Consider the following 19,704-nt stretch of genomic DNA (forward strand, 5'->3'; position numbering starts at 1 on the left):
CCTACTCGCCCAGCTCCTTTATGATAAACTGAGTGCTATCGTAAGGATTCGGGGTTTTTACAAAAACTTTCTTCACTAATTTTCCGGGACGGCCTAGGACAACCTTAGCTTTTCCGTTTTGGATCATCTCCACTGCGGAACCGTCTCCCACTTTCAATTCCAATCTGTCTTTCGCTTCTAGAGATTTATTCTCTCCAGCTTGGATAAGGCCTCTAAATCCCATCTGGCCATCTATGATAAACTCAGCATAGCTCGGCTTCGCAAAGAATAAGGTCACTTGGATCGGAACATCTCCCAAGGTCTTGGTAGAATCCTCGCCTTGAGCATTGTTCTGTACGGTAGTTCCTTGGCGCTGTTCTTCTTCACTTAAGGAAACAAGAACCTTTGCGGAACTTCCGGTCACGCTTTGTGCTGTGATCCGAATGCTTCTTCTGAGAGAAGAGATTTCAGGAATGGAATAGCTCAGTACTTTTTCCTGTCCTTCTGCCAAACGGAATTTATAGACCGTCAACTCCGGATACACATTGAATGCAAGCACAGCAGTATTGCTATCCGTACCTTGTTCTACGGAAGAAATGAAAAGCTTACACTGTTGGTTAGACGCACTGAAGCTCACACCTTGGTTAGAAGTAAGAATAAAACTTTCCGGTCTTGTCTCGGGCACGGAGCGATTGATGAAATCTATATTCTCCGGTATCTCCAGCTTGCGGCTACTCTCCTCGGCTACATCACCGTCGGAAGAACCTCCGTCCACAAATGTGTATACCAAGAAGGAAGCTACCACCAACATCAATACAGAAGCGGCAGTGATGATCTTGTTCTTATCGAAATTAAAGTCGTAATAGAAGCTGGAAGTAGGTCGGGTCAACTCTTCCAAAGGAGCCTGGGACTCTTCAATTTTTTCCCCACGGTACAGATTGATCAGCATACCAGTGTCTAGCTTTAAATAGCTGCCGTAGTTTTTCAGGAAGCCTATAGTAAAGGTCTCTCCAGGAAACTGCGCATAATCCTCCGTCTCTAACGCAAGGATATATTTAACCGATATGTTCGTGTCCTTGGACACGTCTTTTACAGTGAGCTTTTTTTCCTCCCTAGCCTCTCTAAGGATTTGCCCTACTCTCTTCTGATTCAATTTAGCTCTCCTTTCCGAGGAAGATATCACTCTTCCGAAACCAGGGGATTATTTACGATTTTCGAATTTCCATCCGGACGGAAATTGAATACTCCATCCTCTATATCTGCGTTCCGATCTACACCGAAGAATTCAACGGTGGTCACTTTTCCTCTTCCGTCGCTTGCTACAGCCTTCTTAATGAAGTAAGTCTCTGCGTCCACGGAAAGGATCATGGTCTCATAGCCTCCGATCTTCTCTCTCTGCTCCAAGGCCAATACGAAATATTTACGATTGTCTTTCTGAGAGATTTGAGGCTGTTCTATAGAATCGAATTTATAATGATATTTTCTGAAAATACGAGAAAGACCTTCTTCCGTTGCAGGTGAGAAGATGGGACCTGATTTATTCGATTTATTTAATGTAAGGTCCTGTTTACCTGCAGCATTCAAACGCTTGATAAAGATCCAAAGAGTCTTGCCGTCGGAAACGATCTCATCACCAGCAGGATCGGAAAATTCATATTTGATCTTTCCGCCCTTCTTATAATAGCACACACCTTTCTTAGTGGTGACTTTTTTATTGGCTTCCGTTTGGATCATGAAGTCCGCTTTGTAGGATTGAAGATCGGAAAAGTTCTTTCTGACTTTTTTTACGACCTCGGACGGAGAATTCCAATTATGCTTCGCGGAAGACTGAGCGCCTAAGTCCAGGATAAAGAATAAAACGACCAAACTAAGGATTGGCGTCCGTAATAGAGAAACAACGGTTCTGGTATCTTTCATTCTCGAGTGATGCCGGGATTTTTTTCCAGGATGGAGAGTATCGGCCCCCCTGTCACTTGGTTTCTTTTCCGGGCTAGAAAATTCCCCGAAGACCCGCTTTTAGGCGGATCTCAGAATTTCCCGGCCCTTAGAACCTAGAATAGGAGAAACATATCCCCTCTCTTCCATAAGTTCCATGATCCTAGCGGCCCGATTGTATCCGATTTTCAAGCGTCTCTGCAAGTAACTCGCGCTCGCTTTTCGATCAGTTCGAACGATCTCCCAAGCCTTATCGAAAAGTTCCTCATCCATTTCTTCCATGGAATCGGATTCTGACTCTTCTTCCAGATCGAATTCCACATAGGTAGGAGCTCCGTATTTCTTTGCCTCATCCACGATCTTTTCGATCTCTTCTTCCGAAATGAAAGGAGCCTGAATACGAGCCAGATCCGCCGAGGTAGGAGACTTATAGAGCATGTCTCCTTTTCCAAGAAGAGACTCCGCTCCATTCATATCCAGAATGATCTTAGAGTCCGTTTTTTGAGCCACATGGAAGGCAATCCTGGCAGGACAGTTTGCCTTGATAAGACCAGTGATCACATCCACAGAAGGCCTTTGGGTCGCCATTACCAAATGGATCCCCACTGCTCTCGACTTCTGGCTGATACGAGTGATCGCATCTTCCAAGTCCTTGCCGGAGACCATCATAAGATCTGCAAGCTCATCGATAAACACCACGAGGTAAGGCATCTTGCTATAGCCTTCCTTATGATAATGCTCTTCTACCTTTTCGTTATAAGAACGGAAGTCCCTGCATTTCAATTGGGACACTGCCTCATACCTTGCTTCCATCTCCTGGATGACCCAAGAGAGAGACTTGGTTGCCTTACGAGCATCCTTGATTACCGGCATCAGAAGATGAGGAATGTCCTCGAAAAGAGTGAGTTCCACCATCTTAGGATCAATCATGATAAATCGCACTTCTTCCGGAGAAAGGTTCAATACTAAGGAAGCGATCATCGCGTTCAAACAAACGGACTTACCGGAACCGGTCGTTCCTGCGACAAGCAAGTGAGGAAGTTTGTTCAAGTCAATGGAGACTAACTTACCGGATATGTCCTTACCTATGACGATGTTCAGATCTTTTTTCGGTTTCGGCGCAAGAGAAGAACGAAGTATATCGCCTAAGAATACGTCTTCCCTATGTTTATTCGGGACTTCGATACCGATCGTAGACTTGCCAGGAATCGGAGCGACAATACGAATATTTTTAACCGCCAAGTACATTCTCAACTCGTCAGTCAAGGAAGTGATCCTTCCTAATTTCACTCCAGGAGGAGGAGTGACTTCATAACGAGTGATGATCGGTCCTCTTTCCCAACCCACAACCTTCGATTCATAACCGTACACTTTCAGAGCGTTTTCGATCTCGAAGGCAACCTTCTCGGATTCTACTTTGAAAAGTGCATCCTGGACCTTGGTTGGATTCGTCTGCAAACGATTTAAAGGAATATGATATACCGACCTCTTAGAACGGAACGCAGGAACCATAGAAACAGGAGTGAAAGGAAGTTCGGACTGTTTGACCTTCTCTACGGATTTCTTTTCTATGTTCGTAGGTTTTGCCACTGGAATCGGAGCAAGAACTTCAGGCACGACGATCGCTTCCGGTTCGTAAGTAACTTCTTCGACCTCGTCATCTTCTTCCTCTTCGGAATACTCTTCTTGGTCTAATAATTCTTCGGAGTCCTCTACTTCTTCAGAGATAGTATCTTCGTTATCTTCTTCGGAAGATTCTTCCTCATCCTCTTGGTCGAAGAACTCTACTCCTTCGTCCTGATCCGAATCATCTTCGAAGAAATCGGAAGTATCTGTCGAAGGAGTTCCTTCTTTAAATATGAGAGTTTTGTCCTCTTCTTCTTTGGGAGAAGGAACACCGACATCCTTCTTATCTAAGAAAGAAAGGATCTCTTCCTTCTTCTCACTTCTGAGATCCAGGATTTCCCAGGATTTAGAGGAGAATTTTCCGAACTCTTCTTTTCTATCCGGAGCTCCATATACTTTCTCTAAAAGCTGTGGGGAAGCGCTTTGGAATTGGAATACCTTTCTGTCTTCTTCAAAGAAACCCTGCAGCAATCCTGAGTTGCGATATTGCACATTCGATTCTTTAGGAATGGGAGAAGAAGCGGTCGAAGACTTTGCCTTCTCTCTTTGGATATAAGATTGCAGATCTTTTGGAGCCTGTGCGTTTCCGGAAAAATTGGAAGAAAAAGAACTAGCTGGCTCGTTCGTCTTTCCGGCGACTTCTCTTCTAAACCAAGGAGGAATATTTTCTTCCGCAATATCTTCTCCAGAGGATTTCCAAGAATCCATCATGCTAGCCAAACCTTCGGACCATGCCTGCGACCTCGCCTTAGGAAAGATAGAAGGAAGAGTCTCTTCTTCTTTTTTGATTCTTCCGCTATTATAACCCGCTGCCCATTGAGCCTTCCATTCTCCGAAAGAAGTTCCTTGTGCAAGTAACCTTCCCAAGAAATGAACAGGAGACTCATTCAGATATACAAGAATTCCGTAAAAGTACACAACGAAATGAATGAGAAGTCTTCCGGTAGAACCGAGAACATATTCCAGCGCGACAGCAAGAGCCTGACCAAGCACTCCTCCGTTCGCTGCAAACGGAATGATAGAAGGATTTCCGAAAACGTTTAAGCTGACTGCTACGGCTAATAGAAATAGAGGGATCGTAAGAAGCTTATTGGTCGCGTCTTGGTTCGGCTTCGCAAGAAGGATCCCTCCCGTAAGAATCAGAAGAATCCCAGGCACGAAGGCTGCATTTCCGAATAAGTACAAAAATCCCCAGGACATATAATGTCCCAGGCGTCCGAATAGATTGGCCTGGACCCCGTTTTCTGCGATTGTAAAAGAACCCAAGGACAAGGTCAGAAAGATCCCGGTAAACAAAAGAAGGTACGGCAAAGCTGCCCGTCCTTTTTCCCAGATCAGAATATTTTGCCCGATAATTTGGTCCTTTCTATCCATACCTCTAAAATCGGCAGGACTTGCGAAAGGGAAAAGAGACTTAATTCGTAGAAAGAAGAAGATTTAGAAGCCGGTACTACCGAAACCGCCCACACCTCTTTCGGATTCGGGAAGTTCGTCTACGATCTCCCAATCGGAATGCCAGGTTCTCCGGATCAGAAGTTGAGCGATCCTGGTCTTGTCCTCCAGAATGTACGGTTCCTTTCCTAAATTCAAGAGAGGCACCATGAGTTCTCCCCTATAATCCGAATCGATTGTCCCAGGAGTATTCGGGATCAGAATTCTAAATTTCGTGGAAAATCCGGAACGAGGACGGATCTCGAAATGAAAACCTTCCGGAATCGCAAAGGAAAGCCCAGTGGGAACAAGTACAACTTCTCCCACAGGAAGAGTGAGATTCGAATCCAAACAGGCGCTGATATCGTAACCGGCAGACCCGCTCGTTTTGATCTCAGGAAGCGAAGCCTTCTCTTTTAATTTTTTAATTGGGATTTTCATAGATCACTTATAGGAATAAGACTCGAAGATGGACTTGATCTTCTGTTCTTCTTTCGGTTTCAATTTTGCAAGCACGGAAAGATGAAGCTCCGGAAGAGCGAATATCTTACGGATGGTCCGATTGATTTCCTCTTCCGTTACGGAATGAATCTCTTTGATTCTCTCCGCCAAAGTATGGTACTTTCCATAATACAATTCTTGAAAGGCGATATTGTTCATCCTACTTTCGGTATGTTCGTAACCGATGGAAAGACTTCCTTCGTGATTGGTTTGCGCATCTCTCAATTCCTGAGCGCTAATCCCTTTGTCCACGAACACTTGCAATTCTTTCAGGATCAATTCCAAGCTTTCCGCAAATCTTTCTTTGGAAGTGGAGCAAACCACAGAGGTCACTCCTATATCACGATAAGAAGAAGGATAACTGGTAATATGATAACAGAGTCCCTTCTCTTCTCTTACCTTTTGAAAGAGACGAGAAGACATTCCTCCTCCCAATACATGGGTCAAAAGAGAAAGACGAGTTGCATCATGGAAGCTGCGGGCAAAACCTTCTCCGCCTAAAATAAAATATGCCTGCTCGGTTTCCTTATTCCCCTTACGGAAGTACCCGAAATCTTTCTTAGGAGTTTCGAAGTTCCCTTCTAATCCAGACCCGGTGGAATGAGAAAAATATTTCGAGACAGTATCAAAAACATACTCAGGCTCATAATCCCCGGAAAGAGAAAGGATCATATTCTTAGGATGATAATAAGATTCGTAAAACTTTCTTAAGGAAGAAGAAGTTACTCCTCGAATAGATGTTTCCGTTCCTATAATATCCCTTCCCAAAGAATTACCTGGAAATAGATTATTATAATAGAAATCATGGACCCCATCCTCTGGAGAATCCTCGTAGCCCTTCATTTCTTCGAGAACGACTTCTGCTTCTGTGCGAATATCTTGTTCTCTTAATAATGGTGAGAACATCATCTCCGATAGAAGCTCAAGCCCGAGCTCTAGATCCCTGGACGCAAGAGTTGCATGAAAATACGTATATTCTCTGGAAGTGGCTGCATTGGAATAAGCACCTACTCTTTCCCAGTCTTCTGCCTGTTTCTTTGCAGTACGTTTCTCGGTGTCCTTGAACAACATATGTTCTAGGAAATGACAATAACCTGCGGTTTCGAGGGATTCTGATCGGGAACCTACTTTTACATAGACCCCCAAGGAGGCACTGACCGTATACGGCGCTCTTTGGAATAGGACTGTGATCCCGTTCGAAAGAGTCTTTTTATGATTCTTTTCTTCCTGAAAAATCAATGGTCTCTTCCGACGGGAAAGGATTCCCGCCGGCTTTAGAAAAATTTAAACTTCGAGAGCGTCTCTTCTGGAAAGATCGATCTTTCCGGTCTTGTCCACGTTCAATACGCGAACTCGGATAATCTCGCCTTCTTTGACTACGTCTTTTACGGAGTTCACACGCTTGGAGTCCAGTTTGGAAATATGGCAAAGCCCTTCCTTACCTGGCAGGATTTCAACGAATGCACCGAAATCGGTAATACGTTTTACTTTGCCTTCGTAGATCTTTCCTACTTCTACTTCTGCGAAGAATCCTTCTACCATTCCGGCAGCTTTTTCAGCCTGCTCTTGGTTCACCCCGGCAATCGTAACTTTTCCGTCGTCGTCTATATTGATATCCGCTCCAGAAGCTTCGATGATACCGCGAATATTCTTACCGCCCGGACCGATGAGTTCACCGATACGATCTTTCGGAATATGTTTCACGATGATACGAGGAGCTGTGCGAGAAACGGTGTCCGCAGCCTTGGAGATGGATTTTTCCATCACATCCAAGATATGGAAACGAGCCTTTTCTGCCTGAGCGAAAACGGATTCTAATACGTTAAACGCCACACCAGTGACTTTCAAGTCCATCTGGAATGCGGTGATCCCTTTTCGGGTTCCTGCGATCTTGCAGTCCATATCTCCGAAATGGTCTTCGAGTCCTGCGATATCGGAAAGGACTGCAAACTTGCCGGAATCATCAGAGAATAATCCCATTGCAATTCCGGAAACAGCAGACTTAACCGGAACTCCGGCAGCCATTAAAGCTAAGGATCCAGAACATACGGATGCCATAGAAGAGGATCCGTTGGATTCTAAAATCTCGGATACGACTCGGATCACATAAGGAAAATCATCCTGCTTAGGAAGCACCAATTTAAGCGCTCTTTCTGCCAGGTTTCCGTGACCGATCTCTCTTCGTCCTGGTCCGGAAGATCTTCTTACTTCTCCCACTGAGAAAGCAGGGAAGTTATAATGAAGCATGAAGTTCTTTTCTTTCTGACCTTCCAAAGTCTCGTAACGTTGGTTGTCAGCCGCGGTTCCCAGAGTAACAGTTCCCAAAGATTGGGTCTGACCTCTAGTGAATACTGCAGAACCGTGAACACCTGGAAGAGGACTCATCTCTACGCTGATATTTCGGATTTCGTCCAACTTTCTTCCGTCGAAACGAACTCCTTCTTTCAATACCTGCTCTCTTACGATCTCGTATTCCAACTCGTGTAAGAAGTTTTTGATGTCCTTGATCTTCTCAGATTCGGTTACAGTTTCTTTAAAATGCTCTACAATCTCTTTGTTTGCATTAGAGATTTCTTTATTGCGAGAAGCCTTATCAGCAGTCTTATTCGCAGCAGAGATTTTATCGAATGCATATTTGCGAACCTCGCTAAGAAGTGTCTCATCTTTTACTTTGAGTTTAACTTCTTTCTTAGCGACTTGTAGTTCTTTTGCCCAACCCTCTTGCAGTTCTACGAACTTAGCGATATGAGAATGAGCGAACTTGAGAGCCTCTAACATTTCCGCATTGGAAAGTTCTTTGGCTTCTCCCTCGATCATAACGATATGCGTTTTGGTTCCAGCTACGACAAGGTCCAGATCTGAACTCTGGATCTCTTTATTGGTCGGATTGATTACAAGTTCTCCGTTGATCCTTCCTACTCTTGCTCCGGCAATCGGACCATTGAATGGAATATTAGAGATTGTTAATGCAGCAGATGCAGCATTCAATGCGTGTCCTGCAGTGGAGATCTCATTGTCAGCGGAAAGAACGGTCACCTGCAATTGCACTTCGCAGAAATAACCTTCTGGGAATAGAGGTCGGATCGGTCTGTCAATGATCCTGGAATTTAGTACTTCGTGCTCGTAAGGTTTAGCTTCCCTCTTGAAATATCCCCCAGGAAATCTTCCTACGGAGTAGACTTTTTCGGAGTATTCACAAGTTAATGGGAAGAAGTCCTGTCCTTCTTTCGGCTCATCGGCCGCGCAGACAGTGGCTAATAGAACGAGATTACCGGTTTTATAAACTACGGAGCCGTGGGCCTGTTTCGCCCAGTCTCCCGTTTCGAGAGTTATTGAATCACGGCCAAATTGGCCAGTAATAGTTTTAGCCATGAGGGACTCCTATTACTTACGGAGTCCGAGAGTTTCGATTAGCTTTTTGTAACGGTCCAAATTTTGACGTTTTAGATATTCCAATAATTTTTTACGTTTACTAACTAATTTAAGAAGACCGGTCTTAGAATGAAAATCTTTCTTATGAGATTTAAAATGCTCGTTTAGATCTTTGATGCGAGCGTCTAGAAGGGCGACTTGAACTTCCGTTGAACCGGTGTCCGCCTTTCCATTTGCAAATGTAGATATAATTTGCTTCTTCTGTTCCGTAGTTACCATAGTTTGATTGTACCTAAAGCCAATTTTCGGGGGCCTAACCCCCTGTCCAAGCTAAATTTTAGAAAAGACCTTCAAATATTTATAAGAAAGGCTGCCAGGTAGACCGTCCCGCTTGCAAAAGGCTAAGATCTCTCCTTCCGGCGAAGTAAGTAGGAACTCCTGAGCAGGAATCCAATCCAATTTGATCTTCTTTCCGTGAAATACGTCCTTTACCTCGGTGCTCGGGATCTCCACGGAAGGAATATCTAAGATTTCCTCCGGAGGATGAATGGCCACCTTCCCCAATAAAAGAGCTTCGTAAGTATCTGCCTGGTCCAAAGTAAGTTTGCCTACTCTGGTTCGATTCAAGGCCTTCAGGCTCATTGGGATCCCGGCTGCTTCTCCTATATCCATCACTAATTTTCGGATATATGTTCCACCGGAAACTCGGGCTCTGATCGTAAATCCTTCTGGGCTAAGATCGTATGCCTCAAATTCAAATATCTTAATCTTACGAATGCTTGGAGGTACCGAAACCCCCTCTCGAAACAACTTAGCTCTCCTTTGTCCTCCGACTTTGAGTGCGGAAACTTCAGGAGCTACTTGTTCTTCCCAACTAGAAACTTGGGCCAACACTTCTTCTAATCTTGATTTGGATTCTTCGAACCATTTTTGGATGCGGGGAATTTCCCAATCCTCTAAGACCAAACCTTCTCTATCTCCCGAGTCGGTAGCGAAGCCCAGTTGTACTTGAGCTACATATTCCTTATCCTTTCCTAAAAAGAATTGGGAGAAGCTAGTAGAAGTGCCTATCGGCAGCACCATCAATCCGGAAGCTGCCTTGTCTAAGGTACCTGTATGACCTACTTTACGAAGACCTAAATTCTTTTTGGCCTTTAAAACCAGATCGGAAGAAGTCATTCCGATCGGCTTATCTAGGAGAAGAAATCCTAGCTCAGTCCGGATTTGTTGGTTTTCTTGTAAGTCGGAGGGATTCATCTAAACCTTGCAGATATTCTTCGTCCCAAACAAAACTCATTTTAGGAGTTGCCCTTAAATTCAGTTTTGTGGAAAGAGTCGCAGCAAATTTGCCCGCAGCACTATTCAGTCCAGCGAGCAATTTTTCCTTCTTCTTATCAGTACAGATCGCAGTAACATAGACCTTTAGATATTTGGAATCATCTGAAAGTTCCGATCTATGTACGGATACCATATGAACGCGAGGATCCTTAACTTTTCCGGCGAGGATCATCATGGCGACGGTGCGAACCGTCTCCGCTTCGATTTTCCTTTTACGGATGGAATTCAAGTTATACCTCTACTCAAGTTTCCGTTTCACTGTGGTGACAGTGTAAGCTTCGATGGTGTCGCCGACTTTGAAGTCGTTGAAATTATCCATCTGGATACCGCATTCGAAATTGTTCACTACTTCGTTCACTTCGTCTTTGAATCTGCGAAGAGACTTGAGTTTTCCATCGAATACCTGTACTCCATCGCTGATCACGCGAACACCTGAAGTTTTGGTGATCTTTCCGGAAGTAACCATACATCCAGCGATATTTCCGATCTTGGAAACCTTGAATACCTCGCGGATCTCTGCAGTTCCGATAACTTCCTCGATCCTTTCCGGTTCGAGTAGTCCTTCCATCGCCATCTTGATCTCGTCCACGACTTGATAGATGATGCTGTAGTATTTGATCTGAACGCCTTCTTTCTCAGCCAGAGCGATCGTCTTAGGATTCGCACGAACATGGAAACCGATGATGATCGCGTTCGATGCGGATGCGAGCATAACGTCCATATCCACGATGGCTCCAGCCCCGGATTGGATCACGTTTAGCTTCACGTCGGCAGTGGAAAGTTTTTCCAAAGCCTCTTTGATCGCTTCTGCGGAACCGCGAACGTCTGCCTTGATAATGACCTTCAGTTCTTTCAAAGCACCCTGTTTGATGAACTCGTTCATGTTCTCCAGAGTAACTTTGGATCCGGCAGCTCCTGCGTTTCCGATCCTTTCGAACTCGATACGGTGTTGAGAAATATTTCTCGCTTCCTTCTCGTCTTCGACCGCATCGAATGGAGCGCCCGCGTCAGGCACCCCGTCTAGTCCAGTTACCTGAACAGGGAAAGCAGGTCCTGCTTCTTTAATAAGATGACCATAATCGTCATACATAGCACGGACTCTTCCTGAGAAGACTCCCGCTACGAAAGGATCTCCCACTCGTAGAGTTCCGTTTTGGATCAGAACGGTAGCCACAGCTCCGCGGCCCGGATCCAGTTTCGCCTCGACGATGGTTCCTTTGGCTCTTCGTTTCGGATTCGCCTTCAGATCCAACACTTCTGCTTGGAGAAGGACGGATTCTAAAAGTTTATCGATTCCGATATTTTCCTTAGCAGAGATCTTGCAATACATAGTATCACCACCCCATTCTTCGGATTGGAGTCCATGGTTGGCGAGTTCTTGCATGATCTTGTCCGGATTTGCCGAAGGAAGATCCACTTTGTTGATAGCAACAATGATTGGGACTTTCGCGTCTTTTGCGTGAGACAATGCCTCTAAAGTCTGAGGCATGACCCCGTCATCCGCAGCGACCACTAAGATTACGATATCGGTTACCTTAGCACCTCGGGCACGCATAGAAGTGAATGCCTCGTGACCAGGAGTATCCAAGAAGGTAATCTCTCCCCTGCTTGTTTTAACCTGGTATGCACCGATATGCTGGGTAATACCACCAGACTCAGTGTCGATCACGGAAGATTTACGGATCGTATCCAAGAGTTTGGTCTTACCATGGTCTACGTGACCCATGATGGTAACGACAGGAGGTCTATGAATATAATCTTCAGGACTATCTTTCTCTTCGTCGATTAGAGTTTCCTCATATAGGGAAACAACTTTGACCTTACAGCCGTATTCGTCCGCGAGAATGGATGCAGTTTCTGCATCGATGATATTATTGATAGTCACCATCATTCCCATCTTCATGAGTTTTCCGATGACATCTCCCGGCTTAAGATTCATTTTCTTAGCCAGTTCGCCTACTTGCACATTTTCTAATAGAGTGATCTCTTTTGGTACAGATACTCCGGTAGGCCCGCTGACTTTCGCCTTTCTGTAAGTCTGGCGGAAGAACTTAGAATTCTCAGAACCTTCTTGTCCTTCTGGTCTTCCAGCCCTATCTCTATCATTTCGTTTTTTACCGGAAGGAACTCCCCTTCCTTCTCCAGGACCGCCTAAGCCAGGAGGAGGTGTACCTACGCCACCTTGACCGCCTGGACCACCGCGGAATCCACCGCCTTGGCCACCCGAACCACCACGATAACCGCCACCTTGGCCACCAGGTCCTCCACGATATCCGCCACCTTGACCACCAGGTCCTCCACGGAAACCACCTTGGCCTCCGCCGCCTTGACCGCCACGATAACCGCCACCGCCTTGGCCACCCTGGCCTCCACGATATCCGCCACCGCCTTGACCACCCTGGCCTCCGCGATATCCGCCACCTTGACCGCCTTGGTAACCGCCGCCTTGACCACCCTGGCCTCCGCGATATCCGCCACCTTGACCACCTTCACGTGGTTGGTAGTTGCCGCCTTCGCGATTTCCACGATAGCCGCCGCCACCCTGACCACCTTGGTAGCCACCACCGCCTTCGCGTGGCTGGTAGTTTCCACCTTCGCGATTTCCGCGATAGCCGCCACCCTGACCGCCCTGGTAGCCACCACCGCCTTCGCGTGGTTGGTAGTTTCCACCCTCGCGATTTCCACGATAGCCGCCGCCTTGACCACCTTCTTCGCCGGAACGATTTTGGTTGGAATAGGTCGGTCTCTGATTTGGACGAGATACGATAATATTATTGTCTTCTCTTTGGAAAGGAGATCTGCCTTCTCCTAAAATATGCTCAGGAGGAGCCGATCGAGGAACCGGAGGATCAGACTGCTTGCTCGTAGGTTCCGGGAATAAAGGTTCTTTTTTAGGAGTAGGAGTAGGTTTCGGAGAAGGAGTTCCGCTGGAAGAAGAAGCAGTTTGCCTTGCCGCCGACGGGCCAGAATCAGATGCGGCTTCTTTCTTCGCAGATGGAGAAGACGTTTTTTCATCCGCCTTCTTCTTAATGATTAGCTTCTTTTTCTTTCCGGCGTCGCCGGTGCCTTGAAGCTTTTCCTTGATTGATTTATTCTTATCTTCCATATAATATCCTGGTCAACACCGGGCTTGCCTACTCATCCAAGCCCAATCCTCAGACGATCGAGAATTAACTTTCCTCTACCCATTCTACAGATTCTGCGAGAATTCTTAAGATCTGCGCAGCTGTAGTCTGTCCAATTCCTGGGAGTTTTGCCAGATCATCCTGGCTAATCTCGATCAATGTCTCTACGTTGTTGATGCCCGCACTTCTCAAGAGTCCGATCAAGCGAGCGGAAAGTCCAGGTAAGTCTTCTAGAGCTGTAACTCCGTCATCCTCTTCTTCTACCACTTCTACAGGAGGGCTGAACAGTTTGTCCAATCTCTCTCTAGCTTCCGGAGAAGAGAACTCTTCGTTATACTGGGCAATCGTTTTGATATCGATTCTGAAACCTGTTAATTGGGACGCCAACTTGACATTGGATCCGTTGATCCCGATGGCAAGAGATAATTGTTCTTCTGGAACGATTACCATTGCCTCTCTTCCAACTGAATCCGCCTTTACATCATAAGGCTTAGCAGGAGAAATCGCATTCGCAATAAATTCCGTTGGGTCGGAAGAATACTGAACGATGTCGATCCTTTCATTTCCAAGTTCTCTTACGATGGATTGGATACGAACTCCTTTCATTCCTACGCATGCTCCGACTGGATCGATGTCTCCGCGGGTTGCATACACTACCACTTTGGTACGAATGGAAGGTTGACGAGCCACGTTTACGATCTCCACGAGTCCGTCGTAGATTTCCGGGATTTCCATCTCGAATAATTTGCGTACGAAATCTGCGGATGCGCGAGAGAGAGTAATAACTGGGATTGGCTCTCTCGGACGAAGTTCCACTTTTTGTATAATTGCTTTGAGACGATCCCCGCTATGATATTTCTCACCAGGGTTTTGCTCTCTCTTAGGCATGATTCCTTCGACCTTTCCGAGGTCTATGGACATAGCATCTTTCTTCCAACGTTGGAAGTAACCATGAGTGAGTTCGCCTTCTTTCGCCTTGTATTCTTGATACAGAAGTTCTTTTTCCATATCTCTTAGGCGTTGGAATACCATTTGCTTAGCTTGGCTGGAAATGATACGAGAAAGTTCCATTGGCTTCTCTTTGAAGTCCAATACCTCATCAAGATTCGCTTCAGGATAAACCGTTCTCGCTTCTTCTAATGAGATTTCCAAACCGTTTGCGGGAGATGATTCCACTACTTTACGGGAAACTACGATTACGACATTCTCTCCGTCTGTGCCGGATGCGAATTCGACCTTGATCGGATTTGCTTCTTCGTCCACAGTCTCTATGCCGGACTTCTTCTTGTATGCGGTGACCAAGGAATCACGAATGACTCCCATCACGGCTTCCCTATCCAGGGACTTGTCGGCACAAAATTGCTGGATTGCTTCCAACAGATTGACTTCGGCTTCTTTCTTCTTAACTGCCATAATCAAATACTTACGTACAAATTTCCTTTCAGTATATCCTTCAATTCAAGGTTGACTTCCTTTTTTTTAGAAGCTGCCGATTTCCTTTTGGAAAACGGTTCTAAAATAATCTTGCCGCCCTTCCTATCCAGTATCTTAAAGATTCCTTCTTTATTGCCCGAACCCTCTACCTTGTAGACGAGTCGGACCGGTATTCCTCGGAATCTATCCAGATCCTCGGGAATCACCAGTTTTCTTTCCGCACCTGCGGAAGAAACCTTGAGAGTATAGTTCAGATCCGGTGAGATCTTTTCCAACTCTTCATTCAGTTTTCTGGAAACTTGCTCACATTCCAGAAGGCTGACGGAACCGTACGGATGATCGAGTTGATCCAACTCTATCTCGATCAGCGTATGGTTTGGCCTTTGGCTAACCATGAGTGCATACAGCTTGACGGGAGTGAGAAGGATTCGATCCAAGATCGTTTCGATAACTTCTTTACTGACTGTCACGCCGGCCTTACAGAGAGTCTCTGAACCATTTATTTTTTCTCCCCATAAATGGAGAAAAAAACAACCTACAAAATCGGAAATATCCGCAGTTTTTTAGGTTTTACCACATTACAATGTGGGGTGGTTCCCGATATCCATTCAAAATATTTTTGGCGAGCTCTAGTGTAAAGTAAAAAATCCCCCTCCTACTCCACATCCTCTGAGCATGGCCGAAATTGCTTGTTTTCTCACAGGAAAAAGAAGGATGGTATGGAAAATGTCCCGGACTCTTTCAAAAAGGGTACGGATAAAATAAATATGATGCAAATTTCACTGATTTCAAAAGTAAAACATCCGATCCTTCGCAAATACATTCCGGTTGGAATCCTTTCCCTGATCCTTCTAGGATCTTGCTCTAAGTTTAGAGTGGATGATTACAATCCGTACCTTTACGGAAGAGTAAAGTTAGGAAAAGATTTAAAAGAATTACAAGTGAATATAGTCAACCGAGTCCCGACCAATGTGCCCAACCAAGTCGCGGTCGCTTCCGGAATCATCTATGTTCCTGATTTTGAGCAATCCTTGATCAAAGCATTCAATTCAGACGGAGATCTGAAATTTGTGATCGGTAATCTCAAGGACAAGCTAACCGACAAAATCAAAACATATAATATCAAATTAGGAAGAATAGGACTAGTCACTGTTTCTGATGGAGACGATGTATTCGTTCAATCCAGAATACTAAAAGAAGATGTGAAAGCGGACAAGGCTCCGGAGAATATTTTCACTAAGAAGTCCGGAGAATTTCGCACCGAAGCAGAAGAAGCTGTTCCTTCTGTCGTTCTTAAGATCAATGATTCAGGAAAACTTGTCCAGACAATCTATGCAGATGGAGCCGGTGGTTCCGTTCCTTTCGGTTATATAGAAAGAATGGAAGCTGGAAACAGCGATCTTCTCTTCGTATTCCATAGAACCGGCGGAGAAATGCGTTTAAGCATATTCGACGAGGCAGGAAAATTGAAACAAAAAGTCTCTCCAGAAGACTTTAAAAATTCCTTAAATACGAATGGAGATACCTACACTTGGTATGTGGATTCTTTCATCGCTCATTCCGACGGAGATTATATTTTGGGCTCTTTTAGTTTCTACGAAACCAAATCCGGAAGATTCAAGAACAGAAAGATCCTTCGCTACGATTTGAAGGAAAAAAGAATCACACCGATCAAAGAGATCCAGGATCCTTCCGAGACATTGTATTGGGTATTGAGTAATGATAATTTCTTCATCTGGGAGACCGAAGTAGAAGAAGGAAATTCCATCCGTTTGCAAGTGCATGACGAAGACGGAAATCATGTGAATAATATTCGACTGAACTATCCTCCTCCTAGAGGTCTCTGGAGAGAAACTTGGATGGATACAAAGGACGAGATCTATTCCATGAAAATTAAGGCAGGTTATCTAGAGATCCATAAGTGGAAATAGGATCCAAATGAAATCCCAGGTCCTTTTTAACGAGAACGAAAGTAGAGAATTAGATCGGATTACGATCCAAGAACGAGGCATCTCAGGCACCATGCTCATGGGCTTTGCCGCTCTCTCCGTTTTCAAGGCTTGGGAAAAAACATTTCTCTCAGCTCAAAAGATCGTCATTGTCTGCGGCTCCGGAAACAACGGAGGAGACGGATACGCACTCGCACAATTCTTGAAAGCCGAAGGCTTGCAGGTAGAGATCTTTGCCAAACAAGGAAAATATTCCGAAGAAACTCAATATTATAAAAATCTAACGGAATCACTGAAAATCCCGATCTTTTCGATTGAAAAGTTCCAAGCGAGTCATTTGCATCCCGGGGAAGTATTAGTAGATTGCTTGCTCGGAACCGGATTCAAGGAACCGTTAGAGGGCGAAATCTCTCGGGTAGTTTCTGAAATTTCAAAGGCAAAGGAAAAATTTAAGACTTCTTTATTCGTTCTGAGCATAGATGCAGTCTCCGGATATGTGCCGGAGAAAGAGTATCCGTTCGATGCGGATGGGCTCGCAGAGATCGGATCTCCTAAATTGAAGAATGTTTTTTATCCACTTCCTAAAGAGAAGAAAAGCTTTCATCCGATCGGTTTCGTTCGAGAAGGATTTACAACCGAGCAAAGGATCTTTCTTCGTGCAAATGAACAAGAATTGAAGAACAGACTTCTGAGAGAAAAGGATTCTCATAAGTATAAGAATGGCTCGGCAGTATTTGTAGGTGGATCCGAAGGAATGTCGGGGGCTATTTTATCTTCTGCGCTGGCCTTTCAGGAATTGGGCGGTGGGATTTCACAGATCCTTACCCCTTCCGAATCCACTCTCACCAAGGTATTAAAGAAAGATCCTTCGTTCATGATCTCCAAATTGGAAAGCGGCAAGGACGCATATTCTACTTCATTCGTAAAGAAAGCAAGAGTCGTCGCAGTAGGTCCAGGCCTTGCGAAATCGGATCTTCCTTCTTCTATGTATCCGAAGGATGCAAAAGTCATTTTGGATGCGGGAGCACTTCAGGATGTTTCAGGCAGAACTCTTTCTCCGAACTTTATTTTAACTCCTCATTTAGGCGAATGGAATTCTCTCTCAGGAAAATCGTCTCCCAATCTTTACTCCGCATTGGATGATGCAAAGGCCTGGGCAAAAGAAAAGAAATGTCACCTTCTATTAAAAGGTTCTGTTTCGGTTCTATTCACTCCGGAAGGCTTGTCCTATTTTTGGGAATACCAAGAACCTAGATTAGCAGTGATGGGAACAGGAGACTTGCTTGTAGGAGTCCTTTCCTTCTTCTTATCTAGAGGGGAAGAGATTGTAGAATCAGTGCGTTTGTCACAAAGCCTTCTTCTTTACTGCGCGGAACAATGCAAAGGTTACCCTACTGCAGGAAGGATCAGAAAGAAGATCCGAAATCTGGTCACGATTTAAAACCGATCTTTCTGTGAGTGCCATCACAATATGGCTTGTTGGAAGAACCCCCGCAACGACATAGATAACCTTCTGTGATCCGGTTGGTTACTTTTCCAGTGCCGGAACAAACCTCCAAATTTCCGGTAACATGCAAAGGGCCATTCTTGGCAGGTTGGATCTTAAGCTTTCCATTTCGAACCTCCAAAGGAAGAGATTCTTGGACTGGCGGTTCTCCGGTCGCAGCAAATCCGATCGCGACATGACTCGAATCACAGAAAGGTTTATTTTTAGACGCACCACATCTACAAAGCGTTAGACGAAATTGTGGATCCGAACCTTCTAATTCTAAATCGGCATGAAATGCTAAAGGTCCGTTTTCTCTGATTCTCAATACATTGACAGGAGGCGCAGATTCAGAAAATTTCGGATCCTCAGACTCGAATCGTATCGCACCAGAAGGACAGTTGAGCGCGAGAGCTCGAATTTCTTCCGGACTTGCCTTGTCAGGGTAGATCCATTCTCCGTCTACATTTGGAACGAAAACATCCGGTCTACTCAGAACGCAATTGCGAGAATGAATGCATTTTTTTCCTTCGAAGAGAATTGTTACCTGTTTGCCTTTGACCGTTTCCATTTTACTCTCCGAGTATCTCTATATGCGAAAGGGATTATGATAGATCTTTATGTTTCTGCAAGCAGGATGCAGAATGCTTGACGGATTTTTTTAATAGTATTTCAATACTAGCCAGCAAAACCCACAGGCGAGCATTATGAATTTTTTTACAAAAGAAACGAGTTGGTCCAATGCTGAATTTATTGTTTTTAAACTCTGTATCGCTTCCATCTATGTTCTCATCGGAGCGTATTTCCGCGATTTCTTCCTGCAATATCGCATCGTATTCACCGCCATATTCGTCGTTACGGTAATTTGGACAGTCTCTCTTTGGCTGAAAAAAATGAGATCGGCTAAGTAATAAAGCCGATTGGAAAAGATATGAGTAAAGGATATCATTCTCGTTCCCCTGAAGAATTCCAAGAGTTCCTGAAGAAAAGCAGAGAGGATCATAAGAGCAAAACTCGCGGAAAGCTGATCCTATTCTTCGATTTGATCCTTCTTCTTTTTATCTTTGCAGCCGTTGCAAAAGTCCTAAATCCACTCGCCTTCTCCGGACAGTCCGAATCCAAAGAATTGAAATTGCAAAGCCTCAGCTTTCGACTTTCCTCCAGTAGAGAGAATACAAAGGAGCTTCCTACTTTCTTTCTTTTCCTGAAAAACCAAGGAACCGAATCGGTTCAATTTCCAAATGCAAAGGACAAGATTCGTATTCATATTTCCACTTCGGAAGGATTGAATTGCTTGCAAGACTCATGGGAACTTGCTCAAAAAACGGTTGAACCTGGCAGCACTGAGTTTTATAGATATGAACCTTCTTCCGAGTTGATCCAAATCCTTCCGCCGGAATGCAAGGTCCCTGCAAAGTCGGTCTGGAATAATCTGAGTTCGGCCTTTCGGGGAGAAAGAAAGAGAAAATTCCAAGTAGAAATGATCCGTGAAAATGGAAATGTTTCTTTAGAAATTCCTAATTTTTGA

The 19,704-nt window shown here is 44.8% G+C and carries 17 protein-coding genes; 4 read left to right on the forward strand and 13 right to left on the reverse strand.

Annotation, left to right across the window (positions count from 1 at the left end; translation table 11 throughout):
• Position 1: 1 nt before the first annotated feature.
• The 12 genes from EHO59_RS13410 to rimP all read right to left on the reverse strand — a co-directional run bounded on the left by EHO59_RS13410 (position 2) and on the right by rimP (position 15,211).
• On the reverse strand, positions 2 to 1,132 hold the full coding sequence (locus tag EHO59_RS13410) for a helix-turn-helix domain-containing protein (RefSeq protein ID WP_135588880.1): 1,131 nt from the start codon (positions 1,130 to 1,132) through the stop codon (positions 2 to 4).
• Between the two features lie 26 nt (positions 1,133 to 1,158).
• A complete protein-coding gene (locus tag EHO59_RS13415) occupies positions 1,159 to 1,896 on the reverse strand; it encodes a LolA family protein (protein ID WP_135588882.1) in 738 nt (245 codons plus the stop codon).
• Positions 1,897 to 1,995: 99 nt separating this feature from the next.
• Positions 1,996 to 4,914, reverse strand: coding sequence for an FtsK/SpoIIIE family DNA translocase (locus tag EHO59_RS13420; protein WP_135588884.1), 2,919 nt, complete (start codon positions 4,912 to 4,914; stop codon positions 1,996 to 1,998).
• A 63-nt stretch (positions 4,915 to 4,977) separates the two neighbouring features.
• Positions 4,978 to 5,412 (reverse strand): dUTP diphosphatase, encoded by a 435-nt coding sequence (dut, locus tag EHO59_RS13425; RefSeq protein WP_135588886.1) that lies wholly within the window; start codon positions 5,410 to 5,412, stop codon positions 4,978 to 4,980.
• A 3-nt stretch (positions 5,413 to 5,415) separates the two neighbouring features.
• Positions 5,416 to 6,711, reverse strand: coding sequence for a M16 family metallopeptidase (locus EHO59_RS13430; RefSeq protein WP_135588888.1), 1,296 nt, complete (start codon positions 6,709 to 6,711; stop codon positions 5,416 to 5,418).
• Between the two features lie 45 nt (positions 6,712 to 6,756).
• A complete protein-coding gene (gene pnp, locus EHO59_RS13435; RefSeq protein WP_135588890.1) occupies positions 6,757 to 8,844 on the reverse strand; it encodes a polyribonucleotide nucleotidyltransferase in 2,088 nt (695 codons plus the stop codon).
• Positions 8,845 to 8,856: 12 nt separating this feature from the next.
• Positions 8,857 to 9,123: a 30S ribosomal protein S15 gene (gene rpsO / locus EHO59_RS13440; RefSeq protein ID WP_135588892.1), complete on the reverse strand. Its 267-nt coding sequence runs from the start codon at positions 9,121 to 9,123 to the stop codon at positions 8,857 to 8,859.
• A 51-nt stretch (positions 9,124 to 9,174) separates the two neighbouring features.
• A complete protein-coding gene (gene truB, locus EHO59_RS13445) occupies positions 9,175 to 10,101 on the reverse strand; it encodes a tRNA pseudouridine(55) synthase TruB (RefSeq protein ID WP_135588894.1) in 927 nt (308 codons plus the stop codon).
• Positions 10,058 to 10,411 carry a 30S ribosome-binding factor RbfA gene (gene rbfA, locus EHO59_RS13450; RefSeq protein WP_135588896.1) on the reverse strand — a complete coding sequence of 118 codons (354 nt, stop codon included), beginning with the start codon at positions 10,409 to 10,411 and terminating at the stop codon, positions 10,058 to 10,060. Before rbfA ends, truB begins: the two co-directional genes overlap by 44 nt.
• Before the next feature lie 9 nt (positions 10,412 to 10,420).
• Entirely contained in the window at positions 10,421 to 13,288 is a 2,868-nt protein-coding gene (gene infB / locus EHO59_RS13455; RefSeq protein WP_135588898.1) for a translation initiation factor IF-2, read from the reverse strand.
• Positions 13,289 to 13,352: 64 nt separating this feature from the next.
• Positions 13,353 to 14,720 carry a transcription termination factor NusA gene (gene nusA, locus EHO59_RS13460; RefSeq protein WP_135588900.1) on the reverse strand — a complete coding sequence of 456 codons (1,368 nt, stop codon included), beginning with the start codon at positions 14,718 to 14,720 and terminating at the stop codon, positions 13,353 to 13,355.
• 2 nt (positions 14,721 to 14,722) lie between these two features.
• On the reverse strand, positions 14,723 to 15,211 hold the full coding sequence (gene rimP / locus EHO59_RS13465; RefSeq protein WP_135588903.1) for a ribosome maturation factor RimP: 489 nt from the start codon (positions 15,209 to 15,211) through the stop codon (positions 14,723 to 14,725).
• A 297-nt stretch (positions 15,212 to 15,508) separates the two neighbouring features.
• On the opposite strand from rimP, the gene EHO59_RS13470 reads away from it, so the two are divergent.
• Entirely contained in the window at positions 15,509 to 16,672 is a 1,164-nt protein-coding gene (locus tag EHO59_RS13470) for an LIC_12708 family protein (protein WP_246052906.1), read from the forward strand.
• Between the two features lie 7 nt (positions 16,673 to 16,679).
• Positions 16,680 to 18,131 (forward strand): NAD(P)H-hydrate epimerase, encoded by a 1,452-nt coding sequence (locus EHO59_RS13475; protein ID WP_135588905.1) that lies wholly within the window; start codon positions 16,680 to 16,682, stop codon positions 18,129 to 18,131.
• On the opposite strand, the gene EHO59_RS13480 is transcribed toward EHO59_RS13475, so the two are convergent.
• Positions 18,121 to 18,747 carry a CDGSH iron-sulfur domain-containing protein gene (locus EHO59_RS13480; protein WP_135588907.1) on the reverse strand — a complete coding sequence of 209 codons (627 nt, stop codon included), beginning with the start codon at positions 18,745 to 18,747 and terminating at the stop codon, positions 18,121 to 18,123. The genes EHO59_RS13475 and EHO59_RS13480 overlap by 11 nt on opposite strands.
• A 136-nt stretch (positions 18,748 to 18,883) precedes the next feature.
• Here EHO59_RS13480 and EHO59_RS13485 point away from each other — a divergent pair, with 136 nt between their 5' ends.
• Together EHO59_RS13485 and EHO59_RS13490 are read left to right on the forward strand one after the other, a co-directional pair.
• The gene (locus EHO59_RS13485; protein ID WP_135588909.1) at positions 18,884 to 19,087 is read left to right on the forward strand and encodes a hypothetical protein; all 204 of its coding nucleotides are present in this window, start codon (positions 18,884 to 18,886) and stop codon (positions 19,085 to 19,087) included.
• A gap of 20 nt (positions 19,088 to 19,107) precedes the next feature.
• Entirely contained in the window at positions 19,108 to 19,704 is a 597-nt protein-coding gene (locus EHO59_RS13490; protein ID WP_135588911.1) for a hypothetical protein, read from the forward strand.

Origin of the sequence: Leptospira semungkisensis (assembly GCF_004770055.1) — a bacterium.
Classification (GTDB): Bacteria; Spirochaetota; Leptospiria; order Leptospirales; family Leptospiraceae; genus Leptospira_B; species Leptospira_B semungkisensis.

Coding starts and splice junctions, on each gene's coding strand:
- pnp (WP_135588890.1), bottom strand. CDS start 8,844: ATGGCTAAAACTATTACTGGCCAATTTGGCCGTGATTCAATAACTCTC.
- nusA (WP_135588900.1), bottom strand. CDS start 14,720: ATGGCAGTTAAGAAGAAAGAAGCCGAAGTCAATCTGTTGGAAGCAATC.
- infB (WP_135588898.1), bottom strand. CDS start 13,288: ATGGAAGATAAGAATAAATCAATCAAGGAAAAGCTTCAAGGCACCGGC.
- EHO59_RS13480 (WP_135588907.1), bottom strand. CDS start 18,747: ATGGAAACGGTCAAAGGCAAACAGGTAACAATTCTCTTCGAAGGAAAA.
- EHO59_RS13490 (WP_135588911.1), top strand. CDS start 19,108: ATGAGTAAAGGATATCATTCTCGTTCCCCTGAAGAATTCCAAGAGTTC.
- EHO59_RS13420 (WP_135588884.1), bottom strand. CDS start 4,914: ATGGATAGAAAGGACCAAATTATCGGGCAAAATATTCTGATCTGGGAA.
- EHO59_RS13475 (WP_135588905.1), top strand. CDS start 16,680: ATGAAATCCCAGGTCCTTTTTAACGAGAACGAAAGTAGAGAATTAGAT.
- rpsO (WP_135588892.1), bottom strand. CDS start 9,123: ATGGTAACTACGGAACAGAAGAAGCAAATTATATCTACATTTGCAAAT.
- EHO59_RS13470 (WP_246052906.1), top strand. CDS start 15,509: ATGATGCAAATTTCACTGATTTCAAAAGTAAAACATCCGATCCTTCGC.
- truB (WP_135588894.1), bottom strand. CDS start 10,101: ATGAATCCCTCCGACTTACAAGAAAACCAACAAATCCGGACTGAGCTA.
- EHO59_RS13485 (WP_135588909.1), top strand. CDS start 18,884: ATGAATTTTTTTACAAAAGAAACGAGTTGGTCCAATGCTGAATTTATT.
- EHO59_RS13415 (WP_135588882.1), bottom strand. CDS start 1,896: ATGAAAGATACCAGAACCGTTGTTTCTCTATTACGGACGCCAATCCTT.
- dut (WP_135588886.1), bottom strand. CDS start 5,412: ATGAAAATCCCAATTAAAAAATTAAAAGAGAAGGCTTCGCTTCCTGAG.